The organism is Pseudomonas sp. R5-89-07, from assembly GCF_003851685.1.
Classification (GTDB): Bacteria; Pseudomonadota; Gammaproteobacteria; order Pseudomonadales; family Pseudomonadaceae; genus Aquipseudomonas.
On record NZ_CP027727.1, the window covers coordinates 136,984 to 162,365 of the forward strand.

The 25,382-nt window shown below is 59.5% G+C and carries 9 protein-coding genes; 6 read left to right on the forward strand and 3 right to left on the reverse strand.

Translation table 11 applies throughout. From position 1 onward, the window contains the following. Positions 1 to 6 precede the first annotated feature (6 nt). A complete protein-coding gene (lapD, locus tag C4J94_RS00635) occupies positions 7 to 1,953 on the forward strand; it encodes a cyclic di-GMP receptor LapD (protein WP_124384535.1) in 1,947 nt (648 codons plus the stop codon). 126 nt (positions 1,954 to 2,079) lie between these two features. Here lapD and C4J94_RS00640 read toward each other — a convergent pair whose 3' ends face one another. Together C4J94_RS00640 and C4J94_RS00645 are read right to left on the reverse strand one after the other, a co-directional pair. After that, a complete protein-coding gene (locus C4J94_RS00640; RefSeq protein ID WP_057725300.1) occupies positions 2,080 to 2,418 on the reverse strand; it encodes a hypothetical protein in 339 nt (112 codons plus the stop codon). 150 nt (positions 2,419 to 2,568) lie between these two features. Beyond that, positions 2,569 to 16,785: a retention module-containing protein gene (locus C4J94_RS00645; protein ID WP_124384536.1), complete on the reverse strand. Its 14,217-nt coding sequence runs from the start codon at positions 16,783 to 16,785 to the stop codon at positions 2,569 to 2,571. A 338-nt stretch (positions 16,786 to 17,123) separates the two neighbouring features. Between C4J94_RS00645 and C4J94_RS00650 the strand changes: the two genes are divergently transcribed. The 5 genes from C4J94_RS00650 (at position 17,124) to C4J94_RS00670 (ending at position 24,080) form a co-directional block, all read left to right on the forward strand. Beyond that, positions 17,124 to 18,482, forward strand: a complete 1,359-nt coding sequence (locus tag C4J94_RS00650; protein ID WP_124384537.1) for a TolC family outer membrane protein — start codon at positions 17,124 to 17,126, stop codon at positions 18,480 to 18,482. Between the two features lie 39 nt (positions 18,483 to 18,521). Beyond that, positions 18,522 to 20,678: a type I secretion system permease/ATPase gene (locus C4J94_RS00655; protein WP_124384538.1), complete on the forward strand. Its 2,157-nt coding sequence runs from the start codon at positions 18,522 to 18,524 to the stop codon at positions 20,676 to 20,678. After that, on the forward strand, positions 20,668 to 22,032 hold the full coding sequence (locus C4J94_RS00660; protein ID WP_124384539.1) for an HlyD family type I secretion periplasmic adaptor subunit: 1,365 nt from the start codon (positions 20,668 to 20,670) through the stop codon (positions 22,030 to 22,032). The genes C4J94_RS00655 and C4J94_RS00660 overlap by 11 nt, the downstream gene beginning before the upstream one ends. Positions 22,033 to 22,232: 200 nt before the next feature. After that, on the forward strand, positions 22,233 to 23,099 hold the full coding sequence (locus C4J94_RS00665) for a TauD/TfdA family dioxygenase (RefSeq protein WP_124384540.1): 867 nt from the start codon (positions 22,233 to 22,235) through the stop codon (positions 23,097 to 23,099). Positions 23,100 to 23,159: 60 nt separating this feature from the next. Continuing rightward, positions 23,160 to 24,080 carry a LysR family transcriptional regulator gene (locus C4J94_RS00670; RefSeq protein ID WP_124384541.1) on the forward strand — a complete coding sequence of 307 codons (921 nt, stop codon included), beginning with the start codon at positions 23,160 to 23,162 and terminating at the stop codon, positions 24,078 to 24,080. Between the two features lie 124 nt (positions 24,081 to 24,204). Here the strand turns inward: C4J94_RS00670 and C4J94_RS00675 are convergent, their stop codons facing one another. Continuing rightward, the gene (locus tag C4J94_RS00675; protein WP_124384542.1) at positions 24,205 to 25,353 is read right to left on the reverse strand and encodes an integrase core domain-containing protein; all 1,149 of its coding nucleotides are present in this window, start codon (positions 25,351 to 25,353) and stop codon (positions 24,205 to 24,207) included. Positions 25,354 to 25,382 lie beyond the last annotated feature (29 nt).

Below are 25,382 nucleotides of genomic sequence, written 5' to 3' on the forward strand. Positions count from 1 at the left end.
GATCGGATGTCTCTGTTCAAACAGCTATTGATCGCAATCTGTCTGTTCCTGGTGGTCGCCTTCAGCGGCAGCTTCATGGTCAGCCTGGAAAGTTCGCGCACGCAATACGTCAACCAGTTGCGCTCCCATGCGCAGGACGCCGCCACGGCGCTGGCGCTGTCGCTCACCCCCAATATCGATGACCCGGCGATGGTCGAGTTGCTGGTCAGCTCGATCTTCGACAGCGGCTACTACGCGAGCATCCGTGTGGTGGACCTGGCCACGGACAAAACCATCGTCGAGCGCAGCGGTATACCCGACAACAACGGCGTGCCCAACTGGTTTGTAAAATTGATCGGCCTGGAGCCGGCCGGTGGGGATGCGCTGGTGAGCCGTGGGTGGGAGCAGGCGGCGCGAGTCGAGGTAGTCAGCCATCCGATGTTTGCCCTGGCCAAACTCTGGCAGAGCGCCTTGGGCAGCCTCGGCTGGTTGCTGCTGTGCGGTGCAGTGAGCGTGGTGCTCGGTGGGTTGTTGCTGCGCCGGCAACTCAAGCCGCTGGACTACATGGTCAAACAGTCCCACGCGATCGCCCGTCGAGAATTCCTCAGTCTGCCCGACCTGCCACGCACGCCGGAATTACGCCGTGTGGTACAGGCGATGAACCAAATGGTGGAAAAGCTCAAGGCACTGTTCCAGGAGCAGGCCGAGCGCAGTGAAAAGCTGCGCACCGAATCCTACCAGGACAACCTCACCGGCCTTGCCAACCGCCGTTATTTCGAGATGCAACTCAACGCCCGCGTCAGCAACCCCGAAGAAACCAGTTCCGGCTACTTGCTGGTGTTGCGCGTCAAGGACCTGGCCGGCCTGAACCAGCGCATGGGGGGCCAACGTACCGACCAGTTGCTGCAAGCGGTCGGCGAACAACTGCTGCGCCAGTGCGAGCCGTACCCGGAAACCCATAACCTAGTTACCCGTATCCGGGGTGGCGAATTCGCTGTGCTGGCGCCTGGGCTGACGCGTGAAGAAGCGCTGCAATTGGCACAGAACCTCGAAAGCACCTTGCACAGCCTGCAAGCCACCGGGGCCAGCGACGTTGCGCCCGTGGCCTATATCGGCCTGGCACCGTTCAACCATGGCGATGCGCCGCAGGCGCTGCTGACCCTCGCCGACCAAGCCCTGGCTCAGGCAGAAGGGCAGGGTGACACCACGTGGGTGTGCCTCGATCACAGCGCTGCCGCCAGCGTCGGTGACGATCACCATGCCTGGCACACGTTGCTGGATCAGGCGCTGACCCAACAGCGTTTCGAGCTGTACTTCCAGCCGGTCGTTGCCAGCCAGGATCCGCAATTGGTGTTGCACTACAAGGTGCTGTCGCGCCTGCAAGACCTTGACGGCCATACCATCCCTGCCGGGCGTTTCCTGCCGTGGCTCGAGCGTTTCGGCTGGTCTGCGCGCCTGGACCACATGATGCTGGAGCAAGTACTCAAACAGATGATCGGCCACAGTCATAACCTGGCGCTGAACCTGTCAGCCGCGACCTTGCAGGACCCTCAGGCACTGCAGCGCATTTATGACCTGCTGCGCCAGCACAGCAACCTGGGCCCACGCCTCACGCTGGAGATTGGTGAAGAGCAACTGCCTGAACAGCTCGTGCTGGAGCAAATGACCCAGCGCCTGCGCGAGCTGGGCTTCTCTCTGAGCCTTCAGCGTTTCGGTGGGCGTTTCAGCATGATCGGCAACCTGGCACGCCTGGGCCTGGCGTACTTGAAGATCGACGGCAGTTACATCCGTGCCATCGACCAGGAAAGCGACAAGCGCCTGTTTATCGAAGCCATCCAGCGCGCGGCCCACAGCATCGATCTGCCGTTGATTGCCGAACGTGTGGAGACCGAGGGTGAGCTGAAGGTGATTCGCGAGATGGGGATTTTTGGTGTGCAGGGGCAGTTGTTCGGCGAGCCTGCACCCTGGAAATAACGCAGAACCCATGTGGGAGGGGGCTTGCTCCCGATAACGGTCAATCAGCCAATATCTTCAGTGACTGGTGCACCGCTATCGGGAGCAAGCCCCCTCCCACATTTCTATCCGGTTTGGCTTCAGGAATTAAATAAGCCCTTTCTCATCGTCATTGATCAACTGGCTCAAGCCACCCAACGCTTCCCGTGCCTGATTACGGTCCATCAGTTTGGCCTGGGCCGCGGGAGGCAGGTCGGTCACGCTGATGACGCCCTTGCGCGTGAGCACCTGGATCAAGTCGTCCAGTACCCGGATCATCTCCAGGTCACTCTGCTTGAGCTGGGCCAGGCTGGTTTCCACCACTTCGTTGGCGTACCAGGCCTGGATCTCATGGTGATCGGCCGGCAGCGTTTCGGTGGATTCGGCAAAGGCGGCGGCCTCTACGCGACTCAACGCGCCCTGTGCATCACGTTGCACGTAAAACATAAGAACCCCTCGAAAATGAGCCACACACGTTTAGCCGCATAGGCTGGCCGTGTGCTGATAGCGCGAGTATGCGATGCAACCGACCGCCAGGGCCAGCAACGTATCGCCCAAATAAATCGGCCGCCTTGAGGGCGGCCGATAAACCGAAGCTTAGGCGGTGTGATCGATCTTGATGGTCGGGTCGGCACCGCTGATCAGCGAGTTGATGCTGGTGTGCGACCAATCGTTGCCTTCCAGCTTGATGGTCACATCGGCATTGGCCAGGCCGCCCGCGGCGTTCAGCTTGCCTTCGCTGCTCACTTGCAGAGTCGACACACCTTCTACCGTGGTGATCTTCAGGTAGTTGTCGATGGTGCTGTCGGTCTCGCCCTTCAACAGGTCACGCAGATCAATTCGATCACCTTCCGACGCCTTGAAGTCCTTGATCACGTCGTTGCCGGTGTCGCCCGCTTTCCACACGAAGGTGTCGGCACCCGAACCGCCGATCAGGATGTCGTTGCCCTGACCGCCGATCAACGTGTCGTTGCCGGTACCGCCCAGCAGGATGTCATTGCCCTTGCCGCCGTCCAGCACGTCGTTGCCGCCCTGACCGAACAGAATGTCATCGCCAGCGCCGCCGAGCAGCGTGTCGTTGCCATCTTTGGCGCCGGAGACGTCGAAGTCTGCGTAATGCTCGGTGACGTACTGGTGCACGTTCGACGTGGTGATCGACGAAACCGCCACGCCAGCTTTCTGGGCAACAAAGGCCTGCAGGGCGTTGTAACCCTCACCGGTCACCCCGCTGAAGCTCACCAGGTCGCCAAAGAGAATGTCATTGCCGTCGCCACCGCTGATGCTGTCCGCACCTGGCAGCGTCGCCTCGGTATGACCGAGGATGGCATTGGCCAGGTCCTTCGGATCGATATTGGCCTGTGGCTTGCCATCGCTGTCGTAAGGCTTCAGGTCGCTGAGGCTGACGTCGCTGTTGATGCCGATCGCCTCCACTTGCGACAGCCCGCCCAGCAGCGCGAAGGCGCTCTTGGAATTAGCCAATGTTGCCGCGTCGGTGCTGTTGCCTCGGCCGTCAAGATTGGATAGCTCAAAGGTGCCGTCGCCCTGGGCACGGACCAGGCCCAGATTGGCGGCCGTCCACCAGAAGCCGTTCCAGGTTTGCAGTTGAGCGGCACCCGAGGTGTCGATGCTGAAGTAATGGGTGTTATCCAAGTACTTGCCGACCGAGGTCCCGGGGGTGTAGTTGGCCGTCGTCACCACATCATCGAACTTGACGTTGCCATACAGCGTCAGGTTGGTCTGCTCGCCGCTCTGGTAGAACGTCGGCTGGCCGTCGGTGATGAAGTACGTCAGGTTGGTCGCACCGGTGTTTTTGGTCGCCAGGTCGCTCTGGAAGAAGTTGGCGGTGGTCTTGAACACGTCTTCGTAGTTGGTGCCGCCTTCTGACACCATCGAGTCCAGCACCGCTTTGAGCTGGGCCAGTGCATTGGGGGCATTCAGGTTGATCGCGACCGACTTGTTCACCTGGCTATCGAAGTCGGCCAGGAAGATATTCACCGTGCCCGACGTGTTAGTGCCCAGGCTGTCCTTGAGCGAGTTGAACACCGAGGTCAACGAAGCTTTTGCCGCGTTGATCGACGCGGTGCTCATGCTGCCGGAACTGTCCACCATGAACGCGATGTTGTAGTTCTTGCCTTGCACCACGTTCAGGCCGCCGATATCCGCCACGACGATGTCGTTGCCATCGCTGCCAACGATCGAGTCGCTGCCCGACGTGCCGGTCACCGAGTTATAGGTCGCCGGGTACACCGTCACGGGCAATTGCGCGGTGGTGGTCGCCGAACCGCCGATGCTTTCGGTAGAGGTCGAGGTGACTGTCAGGTTGAACTGGCCGCTGTAGTAAGTCGGCGGCTTGATGGTCAGGGTACTCAGGTCCCAGCCGTTGACGTTGACTTCGCCCACGGTTTTAGTCGCGGTGAAAGTGTGCCCCGACGCATCGGTAAGCACCGAACCTGCCGGAACGCCACTGATCTTCACGGCCAGGGTTTCCGATCCATCGGTATCGGTCAGCGCGGTAGTGATCTTGGACAGCTTCACGCTGCCGTTTTCCTGGCCTTCATTGAGCTTGTAGCCCACGTAGTAGCCGTCACCGTTGCTGCCATGCAGGTCGGACACGGTCACGCCGGCGTTGGTCAGGTCGGTGATGCCGGTGTACAGCGGGACGTTGCTGGTGCTCAAGTTCTGGACTGCGCCGCCATTGACCGACAGGTTGACGTCATAGCTGCCGGGGCCCGCCTGGTTGGCTTGATAGATCTCAACGCTGTAGTAACCGCTGACCGACGGCGTGAACGTGCCGCTGAACTTGCCGCTGTTGGTGCCCCACAGGCCGCTGGCCACGTCCTTGCCGCCGATGTTGATCAGCAGGCTGTCGTCGGCGACGCCGCTGAAGGTGTAGTTCTTGCCCGCTTCCATGTACATCAGGCCGGAGATTTTTCCGCCTGAACCTGGAGCGACGTCGGTAGTGGACTCCACATTGGTCACCACCGCGGTGCTGTTCGGCGTGCCTGCGCCGTCGATGGCTTTTTTCAACGCATCCGGCGCGGCACCGTTGCCGGAGTTGCCCAGCCCGGAAATGCTGCTCCAGGTCTGTTTGACCAGGCCAACCGAGTTGACGTTGTTGTCGGCCACACTCAGGGTTGGTGCGTCGGCCACCGGGGTGATATCCACCTTCACCGTGGCGCTGGTGCCCAGGTCCTTGCCGTCGGTTGGCTGGAACTTGAACTGCGCGTAATCGGCCTGCTTGTTACCAATGCTGGTGCCGCCATAACCGTCTGCGCCGGACTCGTTGGCGTTCGGCATAAAGCGCAACTGGCCGCCATCGATCTGGGCTTTGGTGAAGGTCTGGCCGCTGGTCACGTTGGTCCAGGTCGTGCCATCGGCTGCCAGGTATTGCAGCTTGCCGGCAACCGGCAGGTCGGTGATTTTCACGCCGAGGCTGGCTGCTGGCGAGTCCACGTCGGTCACGCCGAAGTTTGCCCAGGTCAAGGCCAGCGCAGTGTCTTCAGTGCCGGTCACCGCCCCACCTGTAGCCACTGGCGCGTCGTTGACGGCTACCACGTTGACCGTGGTGGTGGCGACGTTGGAGTAGTTGCCGCCGTCGGTCACGGTCACGGTAATGGTGCGTGGCGTGGTGCTTGGGTCATGGCTGTTGTTGGTGAACGTGATGTTCTGGATACGCTGCATGTAGTCAGCCAGCGTCGCGCTACCCGACAACGTCACCGTGATGGTGCCTGTCAGGTTGTTGGTACTGACGCTGATGCCATTCACGCTGTTGCCCAGGTTCAGTGCATCACCGGCTTGCGCGTTGGTCAGCGTGACCGTTGCGCCGGTGAGCATCGTGCTGTCCGGGTCGGTGATCTTGATATCGGTGTCGGCAATCGACACACCCGGCCCGGCGGTACCTTCGGTGAAGGTGGTCTTGTAGTCGTTGCCGCTGGCGCCGCTGGAATTGTTGGCGTCCAGGTCGATCACCGGTGGCGCATCGTTATCGAGGATGTCCGTGCTGACCGTGCCCTTGTCGATCACCAGGTTCTCGAAATTACCCCCGGTGGCCTTGTCGATGGTGATGACGATTTTTTCAGTCGGCTCGGTGATCCTGTCGTCAAGGGTGCGGATATCAAACGGCACGCTACTGGCGCCGGCCGGGATCTTCACGGTGTACACGCCATTGAAGTCCGAACCGTCGGTGGCCGTGCCGCTGTACTTGAGCGTAACGGTCACATCGGTTTGCGCCGGGTTGCTCAAGGTCAGGGTGTAGTGCGCCGTACCGCCCTCGCTCACCGAAGCGTCGCCGCCGATGCTGAGGGTAGTGTTGGTGACCACGTCCGTGACTTTGGTGACTACGGTGCTGCCATCGACAATCAAGTGCTCGTATTTGTCACCGCCGCTGACGACGGCATTGATTTTGGCCGTGACGTCATTGGCGCCGATATACGCATCGTTCGCGGCGGTGGCTGTAGTGAAGTTGCTGGATTTGCCGTTGCCGATGGTAATGGTCGAGCCGTTATCCAGCTTCACTACCAGGTCGGAACCCACGTTGTTCACTGCCACGCCATTCTTGTCGACCAGCGACGCGGTGTAGACGATCTGCCCGCCCTCGCTGACCGAACCGGTGGCCTTGAGCACCACGGTCACGTCGTCGATGGTGTCGTTGATCGTGGTGGTCGCGCCGCCCGGAGTGACCGTCACACCCTCGAAATTACCGCCGCTGGTACCCGTGATCTTGACGGTCTGTGTGCTCTTGTCGATGAACACGTCATCGGTCGGAGCAGGCACAGTCACCGTGCCCACGGTTGCACCTTGCTTGATGGTGATGCTCGAGCCGTTGTCCAACTGGACCACCATGTCGCTGCCGGCTTTGTTGCTCAGGGTAGCGGTGTAGGTGATCTGGCCACCTTCATTGACGGCGCTTGGCGCAGTCAGCGTGACGCTGGTGAGGTCGGTGCTGCCTGGGGTGTCGGTGACGGTGGTGTTCACTGCTGTGGTGCCTGGCACCAGGTTTTCAAAATGCTCGCCACCGGTCACGCCTTTGATAGCGGTGGTGACGGTTTGATCGCCTTTGTACACGTCGTTTGGTGCCACGGTGGTGACCGTGCCGCTGGATTGGTTTACACCGATGGTGATGGTTTTGCCGTTATCCAGGGTGACAGTCAGCGGATTGGTGATGTTGGTCACCAGTGCGCCGTTTTTATCCACAAGGCTGGCGGTGTAGACGATGTTGCCGCCTTCGCCGACGGTAGGCGTGGCGGTCAGGACTACGTCGACCTTGTCGATGGTGTCGTTGATCGTGGTGGTTGCGCCGTTGCCTGCGACTGCAAGCTTCTCGAAGTTGCCGCCAGTTGCGTCGGTGATCTTGACGGTCTGGGTGCTCTTATCGATGAACACGTCATCGGTAGGGGCAGGCACAGTCACTGTACCGACGGTGTCGCCGGCCTTGATGGTGATGCTCGAACCGTTATCCAACTTCAGCGTGACGTCACCGCCCGCTTTATTAGAGAGCGTCGCGGTGTAGGTGATCTGACCACCTTCGTTAACCGCACTTGGCGCGGTCAGGGTGACGGTAGTGGTATCAGCTGTGCCCGGAGTATCCGTGACAGTGGTGTTAACCGCTGTAGTACCTGGCACCAGGTTTTCGAAATGCTCGCCACCGGTGACGCCTTTAATGGCGGTGGTGACGGTTTGATCGCCCTTGTAGACGTCGTTTGGAGCCACGGTGGTGACCGTGCCGCTGGATTGGTTCACACCGATGGTGATGCTTTGGCCGTTACCCAGAGTGACGGTCAGCGGATTGGTGATGTTGCTCACCAGTGCGCCGTTTTTATCCACAAGGCTGGCGGTGTAGACGATGTTGCCGCCTTCACCGACGGTAGGGGTGGCGGTCAGGACTACGTCGACCTTGTCGATGGTGTCGTTGATCGTAGTGGTTGCGCCATTGCCCGCGACTTCCAGTTTTTCGAAGTTGCCGCCGGAAGCGTCGGTGATCTTGACCGTTTGAGTGCTCTTATCGATGAACACGTCATCGCTAGGCGCTGGGACAGTCACAGTGCCGACGGTATCGCCAGCCTTGATGATGATGCTCGAACCGTTGTCCAGCTTCAGCGTGACGTCGGTACCGGCCTTGTTGCTCAAGGTCGCGGTGTAGGTGATCTGGCCACCTTCGGTGACAGCGCTTGGCGCAGTCAGCGTAACGGTGGTGGTATCAGATGAGCCCGGGGTATCCGTGACGGTGGTATTCACCGCCGTGGTGCCGGGTACCAGATTTTCAAAGTGCTCGCCACCGGTCACGCCTTTGATGGCGGTGGTGACGGTTTGATCGCCTTTGTAAACGTCATCCGGTGCAACAACCGAAACAGAACCGCTGGACTGGTTTACACCGATGGTGATGGTTTTGCCGTTATCCAAGGTGACAGTCAGCGGATTGGTGATGTTGCTCACCGGCGTGCCGTTTTTATCCACAAGGCTGGCGGTGTAGACGATATCGCCGCCTTCGCCAACGGTCTTGGTGGCGGTCAGAACCACGTCGACTTTGTCGATGGTGTCGTTGATCGTGGTGGTTGCGCCGTTGCCCGCGACTTCCAGTTTTTCGAAGTTGCCGCCAGTCGCGTCGGTGATCTTGACTGTTTGAGTGCTCTTGTCGATGAACACGTCATCAGTAGGCGCAGGCACAGTCACAGTACCGACGGTGTCGCCAGCCTTGATAGTAATGCTCGAACCGTTATCCAACTTCAGGGTGACGTCGCTGCCTGCTTTGTTGGAAAGCGTCGCTGTGTACGTAACCTGCCCACCTTCGTTGACTGCGGTTGGCGCGGTCAGCGTGACAGTGGTGGCATTGTCGGTACCCGGTGTGTCGGTAACGGTGGTGTTAACCGGTGTAGTACCCGGCACCAGGTTTTCGAAATGCTCGCCACCGGTCACGCCTTTGATGGCGGTGGTGACGGTCTGATCGCCTTTGTAGACGTCGTTTGGCGCCACTGTGGTGAGCGTGCCGCTGGACTGGTTCACGCCGATAGTGATGGTTTTGCCGTTATCCAGGGTGACCGTCAGCGGATTGGTGATGTTGGTCACCGGTACGCCGTTTTTATCCACAAGGCTAGCGGTGTAGACGATGTTGCCGCCTTCGCCGACGGTAGGAGTGGCGGTCAGAACGACGTCGACCTTGTCGATAGTGTCGTTGATCGTGGTGGTTGCGCCGTTGCCCGCGACTTCCAGTTTTTCGAAGTTGCCGCCGGAAGCGTCGGTGATCTTGACGGTCTGAGTGCTCTTGTCGATGAACACATCATCAGTCGGTGCTGGCACGGTCACAGTGCCGACGGTGTCGCCCGCTTTGATAGTGATCGACGAGCCGTTATCGAGTTTCAGCGTGACGTCACTGCCAGCTTTATTAGAGAGCGTAGCGGTGTACGTGATCTGACCACCTTCGTTGACTGCGCTTGGCGCGGTCAGTGTGACGGTAGTGGTATCAGATGAGCCCGGGGTATCCGTGACGGTGGTATTCACCGGCGTAGTACCCGGAACCAAGTTTTCAAAGTGCTCGTCACCGGTCACGCCTTTGATAGCGGTGGTGACGGTTTGATCGCCTTTATAAACGTCGTTTGGCGCCACCGTGGTGAGCGTGCCGCTGGACTGGTTCACGCCGATAGTGATGGTTTTGCCGTTATCCAGGGTGACGGTCAGCGGATTGGTGATGTTGGTCACCGGCGTTCCGTTTTTATCCACAAGGGTAGCGGTGTAGACGATGTTGCCACCTTCACCAATGGTAGGAGTGGCGGTCAGGACTACGTCAACTTTGTCGATGGTGTCGTTGATCGTGGTGGTCGCGCCGCCCGGAGTGACCGTCACACCCTCGAAATTACCGCCGCTGGTACCCGTGATCTTGACGGTCTGTGTGCTCTTGTCGATGAACACGTCATCGGTCGGAGCAGGCACAGTCACCGTGCCCACGGTTGCACCTTGCTTGATGGTGATGCTGGAGCCGTTGTCCAACTGGACCACCATGTCGCTGCCGGCTTTGTTGCTCAGGGTAGCGGTGTAGGTGATCTGGCCACCTTCGTTGACGGCGCTTGGCGCAGTCAGCGTGACGCTGGTGAGGTCGGTGCTGCCCGGGGTGTCGGTGACGGTGGTGTTCACTGCTGTGGTGCCTGGCACCAGGTTTTCAAAATGCTCGCCACCGGTCACGCCTTTGATGGCGGTGGTGACGGTTTGATCGCCTTTGTAGACGTCGTTTGGTGCAACGGCGGTGACTGTACCGCTGGACTGGTTTACACCGATGGTGATGCTCTGGCCGTTATCCAGGGTGACGGTCAGCGGGTTGGTGATGTTGCTCACCGGCGTGCCGTTTTTATCCACAAGGGTAGCGGTGTAGACGATGTTGCCGCCTTCGCCGACGGTAGGAGTGGCGGTCAGGACTACGTCGACTTTGTCGATGGTGTCGTTGATCGTGGTGGTTGCACCGTTGCCCGCGACTTCCAGTTTTTCGAAGTTGCCGCCGGAAGCGTCGGTGATCTTGACCGTTTGAGTGCTCTTATCGATAAACACGTCATCAGTCGGAGCAGGCACAGTCACGGTGCCGACGGTATCGCCAGCTTTGATGGTGATCGAAGAACCGTTATCGAGTTTCAGCGTAACGTCACTGCCCGCTTTATTGGAAAGCGTAGCGGTGTACGTAATCTGACCACCTTCATTAACGGCACTCGGCGCAGTCAGTGTTACGGTGGTGGTGTTATCAGTGCCTGGGTTGTCCGTGACGGTAGTGTTAACTGGCGTAGTACCCGGCACCAAGTTTTCAAAGTGCTCGCCGCCAGTCACGCCTTTGATAGCGGTAGTGACGGTTTGATCCCCTTTGTAAACGTCGTTCGGTGCCACGGCGGTGACTGTACCGCTGGACTGGTTCACACCGATGGTGATGGTTTTTCCGTTGTCGAGAGTGACGGTCAGCGGATTGGTGATGTTGCTCACCGGTACGCCGTTTTTATCCACAAGGGTAGCGGTGTAGACAATGTTGCTACCTTCGCCGACGGTAGGCGTGGCGGTCAGAACGACGTCAACTTTGTCGATGGTGTCGTTGATTGTGGTGGTTGCGCCGTTGCCCGCAACTTCCAGTTTTTCGAAGTTGCCGCCAGTAGTGTCGGTGATCTTGACGGTCTGAGTGTTCTTGTCGATGAACACGTCATCGGTCGGCGCTGGAACAGTCACGGTGCCGACGGTATCGCCAGCCTTGATCGTGATCGAAGAACCGTTGTCCAGCTTCAGGGTGACGTCGGTACCGGCCTTGTTGCTCAAGGTCGCGGTGTAGGTGATTTGGCCACCTTCGTTGACGGCACTTGGCGCGGTAAGCGTTACGGTGGTGGTGTTGTCGGTACCCGGTGTGTCGGTAACGGTGGTGTTCACCGCTGTAGTGCCTGGCACCAGGTTTTCAAAGTGCTCGCCACCGGTCACGCCTTTGATGGCGGTGGTGACGGTTTGATCGCCTTTGTAAACATCGTTTGGTGCCACGGCGGTGACTGTACCGCTGGACTGGTTCACACCAATGGTGATGCTCTGGCCGTTATCCAGGGTGACAGTCAGCGGGTTGGCGATGTTGCTCACCGGCGTGCCGTTTTTATCCACAAGGGTAGCGGTGTAGACGATATTGCCGCCTTCGCCGACGGTAGGCGTGGCGGTCAGAACGACGTCGACCTTGTCGATGGTGTCGTTGATTGTGGTAGTTGCACCATTGCCCGCAACTTCCAGTTTTTCGAAGTTGCCGCCGGCAGCGTCGGTGATCTTGACCGTTTGAGTGCTTTTGTCGATGAACACATCATCAGTCGGTGCTGGCACGGTCACAGTGCCGACGGTATCGCCAGCCTTGATAGTAATCGACGAGCCATTATCCAGCTTCAGGGTGACGTCACTGCCAGCTTTATTAGAGAGCGTAGCGGTGTACGTGATCTGACCACCTTCGTTGACGGCGCTTGGCGCGGTCAGTGTGACGGTAGTGGTATCAGATGAGCCCGGGGTATCCGTGACGGTGGTATTCACCGGCGTAGTACCCGGAACCAAGTTTTCAAAGTGCTCGCCACCCGTCACGCCTTTGATAGCGGTGGTGACGGTTTGATCGCCTTTATAAACGTCGTTTGGCGCCACCGTGGTGAGCGTGCCGCTGGACTGGTTCACGCCGATAGTGATGGTTTTGCCGTTATCCAGGGTGACGGTCAGCGGATTGGTGATGTTGGTCACCGGCGTTCCGTTTTTATCCACAAGGGTAGCGGTGTAGACGATATTGCCACCTTCACCAATGGTAGGAGTGGCGGTCAGGACTACGTCGACTTTGTCGATGGTGTCGTTGATTGTGGTAGTTGCACCATTGCCCGCAACTTCCAGTTTTTCGAAGTTGCCGCCGGCAGCGTCGGTGATCTTGACGGTCTGAGTGCTCTTGTCGATGAACACATCATCAGTCGGCGCTGGAACAGTCACGGTGCCGACGGTGTCGCCCGCTTTGATGGTGATCGACGAGCCGTTGTCCAGCTTCAGCGTGACATCAGTACCGGCCTTGTTGCTCAAGGTCGCGGTGTAGGTGATTTGTCCACCTTCGTTAACCGCGCTTGGCGCAGTCAACGTTACGGTAGTGGCATCCGCTGTAGCTGGTGTGTCGGTAACTGTGGTGTTAACCGCTGTAGTACCCGGCACCAGGTTTTCGAAATGCTCCCCACCGGTCACGCCTTTGATAGCGGTGGTGACGGTCTGATCGCCTTTGTAAACGTCATCCGGTGCAACAACCGAAACAGAACCGATCGACTGATTCACGCCGATGGTGATGCTCTGGCCGTTATCCAGGGTGACGGTCAGCGGGTTGGTGATGTTAGTCACCGGCGTGCCGTTTTTATCCACAAGGCTGGCGGTGTAGACGATGTTGCCGCCTTCGCCAACGGTGTTGGTAGCGGTCAGAACCACATCGACCTTGTCGATAGTGTCGTTGATCGTGGTGGTTGCACCGTTGCCCGCAACTTCCAGTTTTTCGAAGTTGCCGCCGGCAGCGTCGGTGATCTTGACGGTCTGAGTGCTCTTATCGATGAACACGTCATCGCTTGGCGCAGGCACAGTCACAGTACCGACGGTGTCGCCAGCCTTAATGGTGATCGAAGAACCGTTATCGAGTTTCAGGGTGACGTCAGTACCCGCCTTGTTGCTCAAGGTCGCGGTGTAGGTGATCTGACCACCTTCGTTGACTGCGGTTGGCGCGGTCAGTGTGACGGTGGTGGTGTTGTCAGTGCTCGGTGTGTCGGTAACAGTGGTGTTAACCGGCGCGGTACCTGGCACTAGATTTTCGAAGTGCTCGCCACCGGTCACGCCTTTGATAGCGGTGGTGACGGTTTGATCGCCTTTGTAGACATCATTCGGCGCAGCAATCGAAACGCTGCCGCTCGACTGATTGACGCCAATGGTGATGCTTTGGCCGTTATCCAACGTGACGGTCAGCGGGTTGGTGATGTTGCTCACCGGCGTGCCGTTTTTATCCACAAGGGTAGCGGTGTAGACGATATTGCCGCCTTCGCCAACGGCAGGAGTGGCGGTCAGAACGACGTCAACTTTGTCGATGGTGTCGTTGATCGTGGTGGTTGCGCCATTGCCTGCAACTTCCAGTTTTTCGAAGTTGCCGCCAGTGGTCTCGGTGATCTGAACAGTCTGAGTGCCCTTATCGATGAACACGTCATCGGTAGGCGCGGGAACAGTCACGGTGCCGACGGTGTCGCCAGCCTTGATAGTGATCGACGAGCCGTTGTCCAATTTCAGGGTGACGTCACTGCCGGCCTTGTTGCTCAAGGTCGCGGTGTAGGTGATCTGACCACCTTCGTTGACGGCGTTTGGCGCGGTCAGCGTGACGGTGGTGGCGTTGTCGGTACCCGGTGTGTCGGTAACGGTGGTGTTAACCGGAGTAGTACCCGGCACCAGGTTCTCGAAATGCTCGCCACCGGTGACGCCTTTGATAGCAGTGGTGACGGTCTGGTCGCCTTTGTACACATCATCCGAAGCTATAACCGAAACGCTACCGCTCGATTGGTTTATACCAATGGTGATGCTCTGGCCGTTATCCAACGTGACGGTCAACGGGTTGGTGATGTTGGTCACCGGCGTGCCGTTTTTATCCACAAGGGTAGCGGTGTAGACGATGTTGCCGCCTTCACCCACGGTAGGAGTTGCGGTCAGGACGACGTCAACTTTGTCGATAGTGTCGTTGATCGTGGTCGTTGCACCGTTGCCCGCAACTTCCAGTTTTTCGAAGTTGCCGCCAGCCGTCTCAGTGATCTGAACAGTCTGAGTGCTCTTGTCGACAAACACGTCATCGCTTGGCGCAGGCACAGTCACAGTGCCGACGGTATCGCCAGCCTTGATAGTGATCGACGAGCCGTTATCCAGTTTCAGCGTTACATCTGTTTCCGCCTTATTGGAAAGCGTCGCCGTGTACGTAATCTGCCCACCTTCGCTCGCCACGGCCGGTGCTGTCAGGGTGACGGTCGTGGTGTCGATGGAGTCGGTAATGGTGGTGACGGCAGGCGTCGTGCTCGGTACCAGGCTTTCAAAATTGCCGCCGGTTGCACCGGTAATAGTGGTGCTGACAGTCGACCCATTAACGTAGACATCGTTAGCCGGGGTATCGACCACCACTGTGCCTACCGACTCCCCAGCCTTGATGGTAATCACCGAGCCATTGCTCAAGGTGACGTTCACCGGCGTCTGGGCCGGGTTGGTCAGGGTCGCGGTGTAGGTGATCTGCCCGCCTTCGGTCACAGTCGAACCCGCCGTCAGCGTGACGGTGGTGGTGTCGACCGAATCAGTAATCGTGGTAACGGCAGGCGTCGTGCTCGGCACCAGGCTTTCAAAGTTGCCGCCGGTTGCACCGGTAATAGTGGTGCTGACAGTCGAACCATTAACGTAGACGTCGTTAGCCGGTGTATCGACGACCACTGTGCCGACTGACTCACCCGCCTTGATGGTAATCACCGAGCCATTGCTCAAAGTGACAGTCACCGGCGTCTGCGCCGGGTTAGTCAAGGTCGCGGTGTAAGTGATCTGACCGCCTTCAGTGACATTCGAGCCCGCCGTCAGCGTGACGGTGGTGGTGTCGACCGAATCAGTAATCGTGGTGACCGCAGGCGTTGTGCTCGGCACCAGGTTTTCAAAGTTGCCGCCGGTAGCACCGGTGATCGTAGTGCTGACAGTCGACCCATTAACGTAGACGTCGTTGGCCGGGGTATCGACGACCACTGTGCCGACTGACTCACCCGCCTTGATGGTAATCACCGAGCCATTGCTCAAAGTGACAGTCACCGGCGTCTGCGCCGGGTTAGTCAAGGTCGCGGTGTAAGTGATCTGACCGCCTTCGGTGACATTCGAGCCCGCCGTCAGCGTGACAGTGGTGGTATCAACCGAATCAGTAATCGTGGTGACCGCAGGCGCCGTGCTCGGCACCAGATTCTCAAAGTTGCCGCCGGTTGCACCGGTGATGGTGGTGCTGACAGTCGAACCATTAACGTAGACATCGTTGGCCGGTGTATCGACGACCACTGTGCCGACTGATTCACCCGCCTTGATGGTAATCACCGAGCCATTGCTCAAAGTGACAGTCACCGGCGTCTGCGCAGGGTTGGTCAGGGTAGCGGTGTAAGTGATCTGACCGCCTTCGGTGACATTCGAGCCCGCCGTCAGCGTGACAGTGGTGGTATCAACCGAATCAGTAATCGTGGTGACCGCAGGCGCCGTGCTCGGCACCAGATTCTCAAAGTTGCCGCCGGTAGCACCGGTGATGGTGGTGCTGACAGTCGAACCGTTGACGTAGACGTCGTTGGCCGGGGTATCGACGACCACTGTGCCGACTGACTCACCCGCCTTGATGGTAATCACCGAGCCATTGCTCAAGGTGACGTTCACCGGCGTCTGCGCCGGGTTAGTCAACGTCGCGGTGTAAGTAATCTGACCGCCTTCGGTCACGCTTGAACCCGCCGTCAGCGTAACGGTGGTGGTATCGATCGTGTCGGTAATCTGCGTCACGGCCGGGTTAGGGTCGAGGGTCAGCACCAGGTTATTGCCGCCGGAGGTGCCGGTGACGTTGACGCTGATCTGGCTGGCGTCGATGTACGGGCTGTCGTTGGGTGCCAGGGGGACGTTGACGGTGCCGGTCAGTTGGCCGGACGGGATGGTAATCACCGCGCCGTTGGACAGGGTGACGGTCAAGTCGCTGGTGGACGCCTGGGTCACGGTGGCGGTGTAGGTCAGCACGCCACCGGCTTCGGTGATCGTCGGGGTTGCGCTCAGGGACAGCGTCGACGGCTGCAGCAGCTGGTTGCCCGCATCAGTGGAGCCTTGGGCGCCAGTGAGCGTATTAAGTGCAGAGGTGCCCTGGCCCAGTGGTCCGGTCGGGAAACCAATGGTCGGGTCGACACGGCCGGCGGTCGCGTCCAGTACCACAAAGCTGTGGCCCCCGCCCGCAGCACCATTACCGGCAGCGGTGGCACCGGCGGCAGTGGCTTCCAGGTCGGTGGTCGGGTCGGCGCCTGCGGCGATGGCTTGCTGCAGTTCGGCAACCGACGGCGCGGCCTGTTCGGTGGCGGCGGCCAGGTCGGCAGTGGAGTCCGGCATGTCGGCGCTCCACTGGGTGTCACGACCCAGGTCTAACGTGCGCCCATCCGCCAATTCCAGGCTCACCGCGCCGGACAGGCCGGTGTCAACCTGATCGCCCGCGAACAGGCGATCACCCTCAACCAGAACACGGCGTGTTCCTTCCGGAGAAATAACGAACACTTGACCAACAATGCTTTTGACGATGGCAACAACATTGCTCATTAAATATTTCTCCGGCGATCCGTTTCTGATGATTTCCATGTGGCCGCTCAGGAAGAGGGCCAAACTGGAGGGGACGTAGTCTAGATAGTTACTGACGTCAAATTATTGGCTAGATTTTTTAGTTATCTTGTTTATGCCAAACTATTGACCTTATGGTCGCCATCCTAAACAATCGCCTCCGTAATGTCACATTGATATTTATGCGGCGAACCGTCCTACATGTGTGAAGCAGTTCCGCTTTTTGAACTTTCCGACGTACGGTCATTACGGTAGCCATTATCCGACGCGGCGGCGCCAATCGCTGTGATTTGAGACAAGAAGTCCTGGGGAATTTTTTAATGCGTCTGCACCTGCTCAAGGCAATACCGTTCGTCCTCGCCGCCAGTTTCGTCCAAGCCCAAACACTGCCCCAAGCCATGCAGCAGGCGCTGGATGTGCACCCTGAAATTCAGGCCGGTGTGAACAGCCGAATTGCCGCCGATTACCAGTTGCGTGCAGCCCAAGGCGGTTACCTGCCTCGCGTCGACCTGAACGCCGGCTATGGCCGCGAAGGCACCGACAACGCCACCACCCGCGCCAATAATGGCACCAGTGGCAATCACTGGGACACGCTGAACCGCGGCGAATCCAGCCTGCGCCTGCAGCAAATGATTTTTGACGGTTTCGCCACCTCCAGCGAAGTCGGGCGTCAACAAGCCAACGTCAACTCCCGTGCCTATTCCCTGCTCGGTACGTCCGAGCGCACCGCGTTGACCGTCGCCCAGGTCTATCTGGAAGTGTTGACCCGCCGCGAGTTCGTGCGCCTGGCCGAAGACAACTTGCGCAACCACGAACGCATTTACGATCAGATCAAGTTGCGCACCCAGCGCGGCGTGGGTAACGGCGCCGACCAGGACCAGGCCGAAGCGCGTCTGGCCCAGGCCCGCAACAACCTGATCACCGAGCAGACCAACCTGGCGGATGCGCAAACCAACTACCTCAGCGCCGTTGGCCAGATGCCCGACCAGCTCGAACGCCCGGCGCCGTTCATGGCCATGCTCCCGGCCGACTTGAATGAAGCGCGTCGCCAGATGCTCGACAACAGCCCGGTGCTGCGCTCGGCCGAGTCGGACATCTCTGCCGCCGAAAAGCAATACGATGCCGCCAAGTCCAGCTTCTACCCGCGCTTTGACGCTGAGCTTGGCACCAACGCCGACAACAACGTTTCCGGTGACGCCAACCACAGCAATGGCTGGGAAGCCATGGTGCGTATGCGCTTCAACCTGTTTGCCGGTGGCAGTAACAAGGCCGACCTGCAATCGAAGTCGTACCAGACCAGCCAGGCCCTGGACATCCGCAACAACGCCCTGCGTCAGCTCAATGAGGAACTGGGCCTGGCCTGGAACGCCCTGAACAATGCCAACGCGCAGTTGCCGGTGGCCCAGCAGTATGTGGACCACAGCACCCGCGTGCGCACCTCCTACCAGCAACAGTTCAGCCTGGGCCAACGTACCCTGTTGGACTTGCTCGACAGTGAGAACGAATTGTTCACCGCTTCGCGTCGTCTGGAGGAGATCAAGAACATTCAGTTATTTACTCAGTACCGAATCAAGGCGACCATGGGCCAATTGCTCAAAAGCCAAGGCGTAGTCGCTCCAATGGCCTCCATCGTGCAAAACGATGTGAAGCCCAAAGTCCAGCTGCCTGGGATGAACTGAGTCACCCATAGCCCCATCTGTTAGTCGAGAGTGCACCGCGTGGAATCCGAAGTCAGTCGAGTTCATCTCAGTCACGATCCACGCACGCTGCACGACGACCCGTTACTTGACGGGTTGTTGGCACTCTGCGCCCTGCATCAGAAACCGGCCAGCGCGGCCATGCTCACCACTGGCCTGCCGTTGCCTTCGCAGCGCCTGAGTGCCGAGTTGCTGTCGCGTGCCGCCGCGCGTGCCGGCCTGCAGGGCAGGTTGCTGCAACGCAAGCTCGAACAGATCCCGACCATCGCGTTGCCGGCGCTGCTGTTGCTCAAGGACGGGCGCAGTACCGTGCTGGTCGGTTGGGAGGGCGACGACCAGGCGCGCGTGCTGCTCAGCGAAAGCGACGGCGGTGAAGTGCTGATCAAGCGCGAGCTGCTGGCCGACGACTACATCGGCAAAGTCTTCTTCGCCCAGCCGCAGCACAAATTCGACGTCAACCACGGCACCCTGATCCCGCGGGCGCGGTCCTGGTTTCGTGACACGCTCAAGCGTTCGCGCTGGTTGTATACCGACGCCATCGCCGCCAGCTTCTTGATCAACATCATCGCCATGGCCGCGCCGCTGTTCGTGATGAACGTGTACGACCGCGTGGTACCGAACCAGGCCACCGCTACCCTGTGGGTGCTGGCCGTGGGCATCTGCGGCGCGTACCTGTTCGACCTGGTGCTCAAAAGCCTGCGCAGCCTGTGCCTGGACCTGGCCGGTAAAAAAACCGACCTGATCATCTCTGCCACGCTGTTCGAGCGCATCGTCGGTATGTCGATGAAATACCGCCCGGCGCGGGTCGGCAGCTTTGCGCAGAACATCCATGAGTTTCAGAGCCTGCGCGACTTCCTCGCCTCGCTGACCCTCACCAGCCTGATCGACCTGCCGTTCACGCTGCTGATCTTCGTGGTGATCGCCATCCTTGGTGGTCATCTGGTGTGGATTCCGGTGCTGGCCTTTCCGATTGCCCTGGGCATCGGCTACGCCCTGCAGAAGCCTTTGGTTGCGACCATGGAACGCACCATGGCCCTGGCCGCCGAGCGCCAGTCCAGCCTGATCGAAACCCTCGCCGGGCTGGATGCGGTCAAGGTCAACAATGCCGAGAGCGAACGCCAGTACGGCTGGGAGCAGACCATCGGCACCTTGAGCCGGCTCGAGCTGCGGGTGAAGTTGCTGTCGGGCCTGTCGATGAACATGACCCTGCTGATCCAGCAACTGGCCGGCGTGATCATGATCGTGTTCGGCGTGTACCAGATCATCGACGGCAACCTGAGCATGGGTGGCCTGATCGCCTGCTACATGCTCAGCGGCCGCGCGTTGAGCCCGCTGGCCTCGCTGTCGGGCCTGCTCACGCGTTACCAGCAAGCCAAGGTCACCATGACCTCGGTGGACCAGATGATGGAACTGCCCCAGGAGCGCAACTTCGACGAGCGCCCCATGAGCCGCCGCACCCTGCAGGGCGCCATCGAGTGCCGGGGCCTGAACTTCACGTACCCGAACCAACAGAACGCTGCACTGAAAAACATCAACCTGGTGATCAAGCCAGGGGAAAAAATCGGCATCATCGGCCGCAGTGGTTCGGGCAAAAGCTCCCTGGCCAAACTGATCGTCGGCCTTTACCAGCCCGACTCCGGCGCGTTGCTGGTGGACGGTGTGGACGTGCGCCAGATCGATGTCAGCGAACTGCGCCACAACATCGGCTACGTCGCCCAGGATATCCAATTGCTGGCCGGCACCCTGCGCGACAACCTGGTCAGCGGCGCACGTTATGTCGAGGATGAAATGGTCCTGCAAGCGGCGGAACTGGCCGGCGTGCATGAATTCGCGCGCCTGCACCCGCAAGGCTACGAGCTGCAAGTCGGCGAGCGCGGGCAGAACCTGTCCGGCGGCCAGCGCCAGAACGTCGCCCTGGCCCGTGCGCTGCTGCTCAACCCGCCTATCCTGCTGCTGGACGAACCCACCAGCGCGATGGACAACACCGGTGAAGAACGCTTGAAACAACGCCTGCAAGCCGTGGTGCAAAACAAGACGGTGGTACTGGTGACGCACCGTGCCTCGCTGCTCTCCCTGGTCGACCGCCTGCTGGTGGTCGACCGTGGGCAAATTCTCGCGGACGGCCCGAAAGCCGTGGTCATGGAAGCGTTGAAGAAGGGGCAGATCAGTGTTGCTTAACTCTATCAAGAGCGCGGTCGGCCGCTATTTCAAAGGTTCCGACTCGCTGCAGGGCCAGCCGCTGCCCGAGGTCAACAAAGCGCTGATCGAAGATGCGCCGCGGGTCATCCGCCTGACCATCTGGGCCATCATCGCCTTCTTCCTGTTCCTGGTGACCTGGGCGGGCTTTTCCAGCATCGACGAAGTGACCCGTGGCGACGGCAAGGCGATTCCGTCGTCCAAGCTGCAGAAAATCCAGAACCTGGAAGGCGGTATCGTCGCCGAGCTGTATGTAAAGGAAGGCCAGATCGTCGAGGCCGGTGCGCCGTTGATTCGCCTGGATGACACGCGGTTTGTGTCCAACGCCGGCGAAACCGAAGCCCTGCGCCTGGCCATGCAACTGCGCGTCGAGCGCCTGAGCGCGCAAGTGGATGATCGCCCGCTTAACATTCCCGACGAGGTGCTCAAGGCCGCGCCAAGCCAGGCCGCCAACGAGCGCTCGCTGTATGAAAGCCGCCGCCAGCAATTGAAAGACGAAGTCGGCGGCTTGCAGGAGCAACTGGTGCAGCGCCAGCAGGAACTGCGCGAGTTCACCTCCAAGCAAGGCCAGTACCGCAGCCAGTTGTCCCTGCAACGCCAGGAAATCAACATGTCCGAGCCACTGGTGGCCCAGGGCGCGGTGTCGCCGGTGGAAGTGCTGCGCCTCAAGCGTGCTGAAATGGAAACCCGGGGTCAGTTGGACGCCACCACCCTGGCAATCCCCCGCGCCGAATCGGCGATCAAGGAAGTGCAGCGCAAGATCGACGAAACCCGCGGCAAATTCCGCAGCGAAGCCCTGACCCAGCTCAACGAGGCCCGCACCGAACTGAACAAGGCCGAATCCACCGGCCGGGCCCTGGAAGACCGTGTCAGCCGTACCCTGGTCACCTCGCCGGTGCGCGGGATCGTCAAGCAGTTGCTGGTCAATACCGTCGGCGGCGTGATCCAGCCGGGCAGCGACATGGTGGAAATCGTGCCGCTGAACGACACCCTGCTGGTGGAAGCCAAGATCCGCCCGCAAGACATCGCCTTCCTGCACCCAGGGCAAGAAGCGGTGGTCAAGTTCACCGCCTATGACTACACCATCTACGGTGGCCTGAAGGCCAAGCTCGAACGCATCGGCGCCGACACCATCACCGATGAAGACAAGAAAACCACCTACTACATGATCACCCTGCGCACCGACCGCAGCCACCTGGGCACCGACGAGAAGCCGCTGCTGATCATCCCCGGCATGGTCGCTTCGGTGGACATCATCACCGGCAAGAAAAGCATCCTCAGCTACCTGCTCAAGCCGATCATCAAGGCGCGGGCCGAAGCGTTGCACGAGCGTTAATCCCGGCCGGCCTTGCGGGCCTCATCGGGGGCAAGCCCCCTCCCACACTTGATTTGTGAACGCATTCAAATGTGGGAGGGGGCTTGCCCCCGATAGGGCCATCAGCATCACCCCAATGCATATGGATATGTCCTAACAGTATTTAAACTTCCTTTCTTAGACCTATAAATTCACTCCCCTGTCTGCCGGAAGTGAATCCAATGCCCGCCATCAACCAAACCTTCGACATCCGCCCTTTCCCCGGCAGCGTCGGCGCCGAGATCATCGGTCTCGACTTGTCCCAGCCGCTCAACGACCAGGACTTCGCCCGTATCCATCGCGCGCACCTGGACCACCACGTCATCGTATTCCGCGACCAACGCATCACCCCCGAACAGCAGATCGCCTTCAGCCGCCGCTTCGGCGTGCTGCAAATTCATGTGCTCAAACAATTTCTGCTGGTCAACCACCCGGAGATCCTGATCGTCTCCAACATCATCGAAAACGGCCAATCCATCGGCCTGGGCGATGCCGGGAAGTTCTGGCACTCGGACCTGTCGTACAAGGAACTGCCAAGCCTGGGCTCGATGCTGCATGCCCAGGAGCTGCCGTCCGAAGGTGGCGACACGCTGTTTGCCGACATGCACAAAGCCTGGGAGCAACTGCCCGAGCACCTGCGCAAAGCCGTCGAAGGGCGCAGCGCCGCGCATTCCTATACAGCGCGTTACAGCGAAACCAAATTCGAAGGCAACTGGCGGCCCACGCTGACCCCGGAACAGCTCGCCCAAGTGGCCGAAGTAGTGCACCCGATCGTGCGCACCCATCCGGAAAACGGGCGCAAGGCGCTGTTTGTCAGCGAAGGCTTCACCACCCGCATCGTCGGCCTGCCGGAAGACGAAAGCCGCGACCTGCTGGCCCAGCTCTACGCCCACAGCGTGCTGCCGGAAAACATCTACCGCCACGCGTGGCAGCCCCATGACCTGGTGTTCTGGGACAACCGCTCGCTGATCCACCTGGCGGCCGGCTGTCCCAGCCACCTGCGGCGCAAGTTGTTTCGCACCACCATCCAGGGGGATGCGCCGTTCTGAACCGGTAAAGCCTGCTAGCATTGCGTCCAGTTCACTCCCAACCGAACATGAGTGCTTGGCATGCAACTACCGGACATGAACCTGCTGGTCGCCCTCGACGCCTTGCTCGATGAAGGCAGCGTGGTGGGCGCCGCGCGGCGGATGAACCTGAGCCCGGCGGCCATGAGCCGCACCCTCACGCGGATCCGCGAGGCGGTGGGTGATCCGATCCTGGTGCGTGCCGGCCGCGGCCTGGTGCCGACGCCCAAGGCGCTTGAGCTGCAAGGCCAGGTGCGCAACGTGGTGGAACAGGCCGCGTTGTTGTTTCGCTCGGCCGACCAGGTCGATTTGAGCACCTTGCGCCGCCGCTTCAGCGTGCGCGCCAATGACTTTTTCATCGGCGTGTACGGCGGCCGGCTGTTCGATACCCTGCAACGTGCGGCGCCGTTTTGCGAACTGCGCTTCGTGCCAGAAGGCGACACCGACGACGAAGCGCTGCGCGAAGGGCGGTTGGACCTGCGGGTGAGCAATACCATGCCGGCCGGTCCCGAAGTGAAAGTGCAGAATTTGTTCTCGACCACGTTTGTCGGCCTGGCACGGGAAGATCACCCGCTGTTCGACGAAGAGATCACCGCCGCACGGTTTGCCAGCTATTCCCACATCAGCATCTCGCGGCGCGGCATCGCCCGCGGCCCTATCGACACCGCCTTGAACGCCCAGGGCCTGGAACGCCATGTGGCAATGATCGCCCCTGGCTTTCACGGTGCGATGTTCATGCTGCCCGATTCCGACCTGCTGCTGCCGGTGCCCAAGGAAGCCCTCTTGAGCGCCAAGCGCCTGAAACTGCCGCTGCGCTCGTTCGCCTTGCCGATTTCGCTGCCGACCCTGGTATTGGCGCAATCCTGGCACCCGCGCTTCGATAAAGACCCTGCGCACAAATGGTTGCGCGAAACCATGCGTGAAAGCTGCCACGCCACCTGGCTCGAAGCCCAGCCCCGCTGAAATCCAATGTGGGAGGGGGCTTGCCCCCGATAGCGGTGGTTCAGTTTCACATCAGGTGACTGTCACACCGCAATCGGGGTGTAGAACCGTAGACATCGTTTACATCTGAAACCGGGGACATCGTTTACACATTTGAGGCCTGGACGCGGGTCATACCTCGCCCAAGCCTCCCCAGGGGATAATCACACAGGTACAAATCCCAAACATCATCTTCAACTTCTTTGAGTCCTATCCTTTCCCCAGATAGTGCCTCGCTGACAAATAACAACTTGCCGTTCCATTTGATCGATCCGTCCTGTCTGACGCTGCGAACCCTCATTTCTGCGGGATACTCCACATCGGGCAAACAGCCTGGGTAAAGTCGGGTAGACGGCACATATAGGTCTCCCGGACGTTTCATGCCGAGGGCTTCATGAGGGCGTACGTAATTGAACTCATGCCTGAAATGCTCCAGCAAAAGCTGCTGCTCGACTAAGTTTTTCCCTATGGGCAGCTCAAGTTTCAAACTACGGTGCATTCGCTCATGGCGACCATTCTGGGCGGGTCTTCCTGGCATGGTGCGCTCCGGATAGATGCCCAGACGAATCCACCAAACTGCCAATGTGGACATTCTTGCCAGACCCGGAGAGGCGAACGGAACCCCGTTGTCCGAACGGATAACTTCCGGCATGCCGTACTCCTGAAAAAGCCTTTCAAATGCTTGTTTTACTGGCTGGGTCTTGATCTGGGGATGGGCCCTGCACGCCAGAATCATCCGGGACGCGTGGTCTGTAACGGTCAAAGGGAAGCACATCTGCGCGTCAAGCATCTTGAATTGCCCTTTGTAATCAGCGCACCAAGTCTTGTTAGGTTCGTTGGCCTCTCGCATTTCTGCCTGGGAAATACTGTGCCGGCGCTTGAAACGTCGTTTGTTGACGAGCCCAAGTCGTTCAAGCCACTGGCCCGCTGTACTTGGAGAAGGCCAGGCGACGGAAGGATCTTCAAGCCGTAATAGTTCGAGAAGCTTCTTAGGCCCCCATTTATCGTGGGCCTCCTTCATCGCCACCACACGAGCCAAGATCTCGTCGTCGGTTTTATTTGGGCTGTTGTGAGGTCGTCGGGACAGCTCGGATAAGGACTTTAAATCGCCGTTGTGCCGGGCAATCCATTTGTCGACCGTAGGCCGACTAACGTCAAAGCGACGTGCCAACTGGCTTTTGGTGTAGTTGCCAGAAAGCCAGTCGGCAACCAGTCTGATTCGTTGATTCATCGGAGACTCTTGGTTCCAGGGCATGATCAGTTACCTCCTGATCATGCGTATTA

What these genes read in the sequence shown, in the direction of transcription:
- C4J94_RS00670 (WP_124384541.1), top strand. Translation starts at nt 23,160, where the DNA reads ATGCAACTACCGGACATGAACCTGCTGGTCGCCCTCGACGCCTTGCTC.
- C4J94_RS00650 (WP_124384537.1), top strand. Translation starts at nt 17,124, where the DNA reads ATGCGTCTGCACCTGCTCAAGGCAATACCGTTCGTCCTCGCCGCCAGT.
- C4J94_RS00665 (WP_124384540.1), top strand. Translation starts at nt 22,233, where the DNA reads ATGCCCGCCATCAACCAAACCTTCGACATCCGCCCTTTCCCCGGCAGC.
- C4J94_RS00645 (WP_124384536.1), bottom strand. Translation starts at nt 16,785, where the DNA reads ATGAGCAATGTTGTTGCCATCGTCAAAAGCATTGTTGGTCAAGTGTTC.
- C4J94_RS00675 (WP_124384542.1), bottom strand. Translation starts at nt 25,353, where the DNA reads ATGCCCTGGAACCAAGAGTCTCCGATGAATCAACGAATCAGACTGGTT.
- C4J94_RS00640 (WP_057725300.1), bottom strand. Translation starts at nt 2,418, where the DNA reads ATGTTTTACGTGCAACGTGATGCACAGGGCGCGTTGAGTCGCGTAGAG.
- lapD (WP_124384535.1), top strand. Translation starts at nt 7, where the DNA reads ATGTCTCTGTTCAAACAGCTATTGATCGCAATCTGTCTGTTCCTGGTG.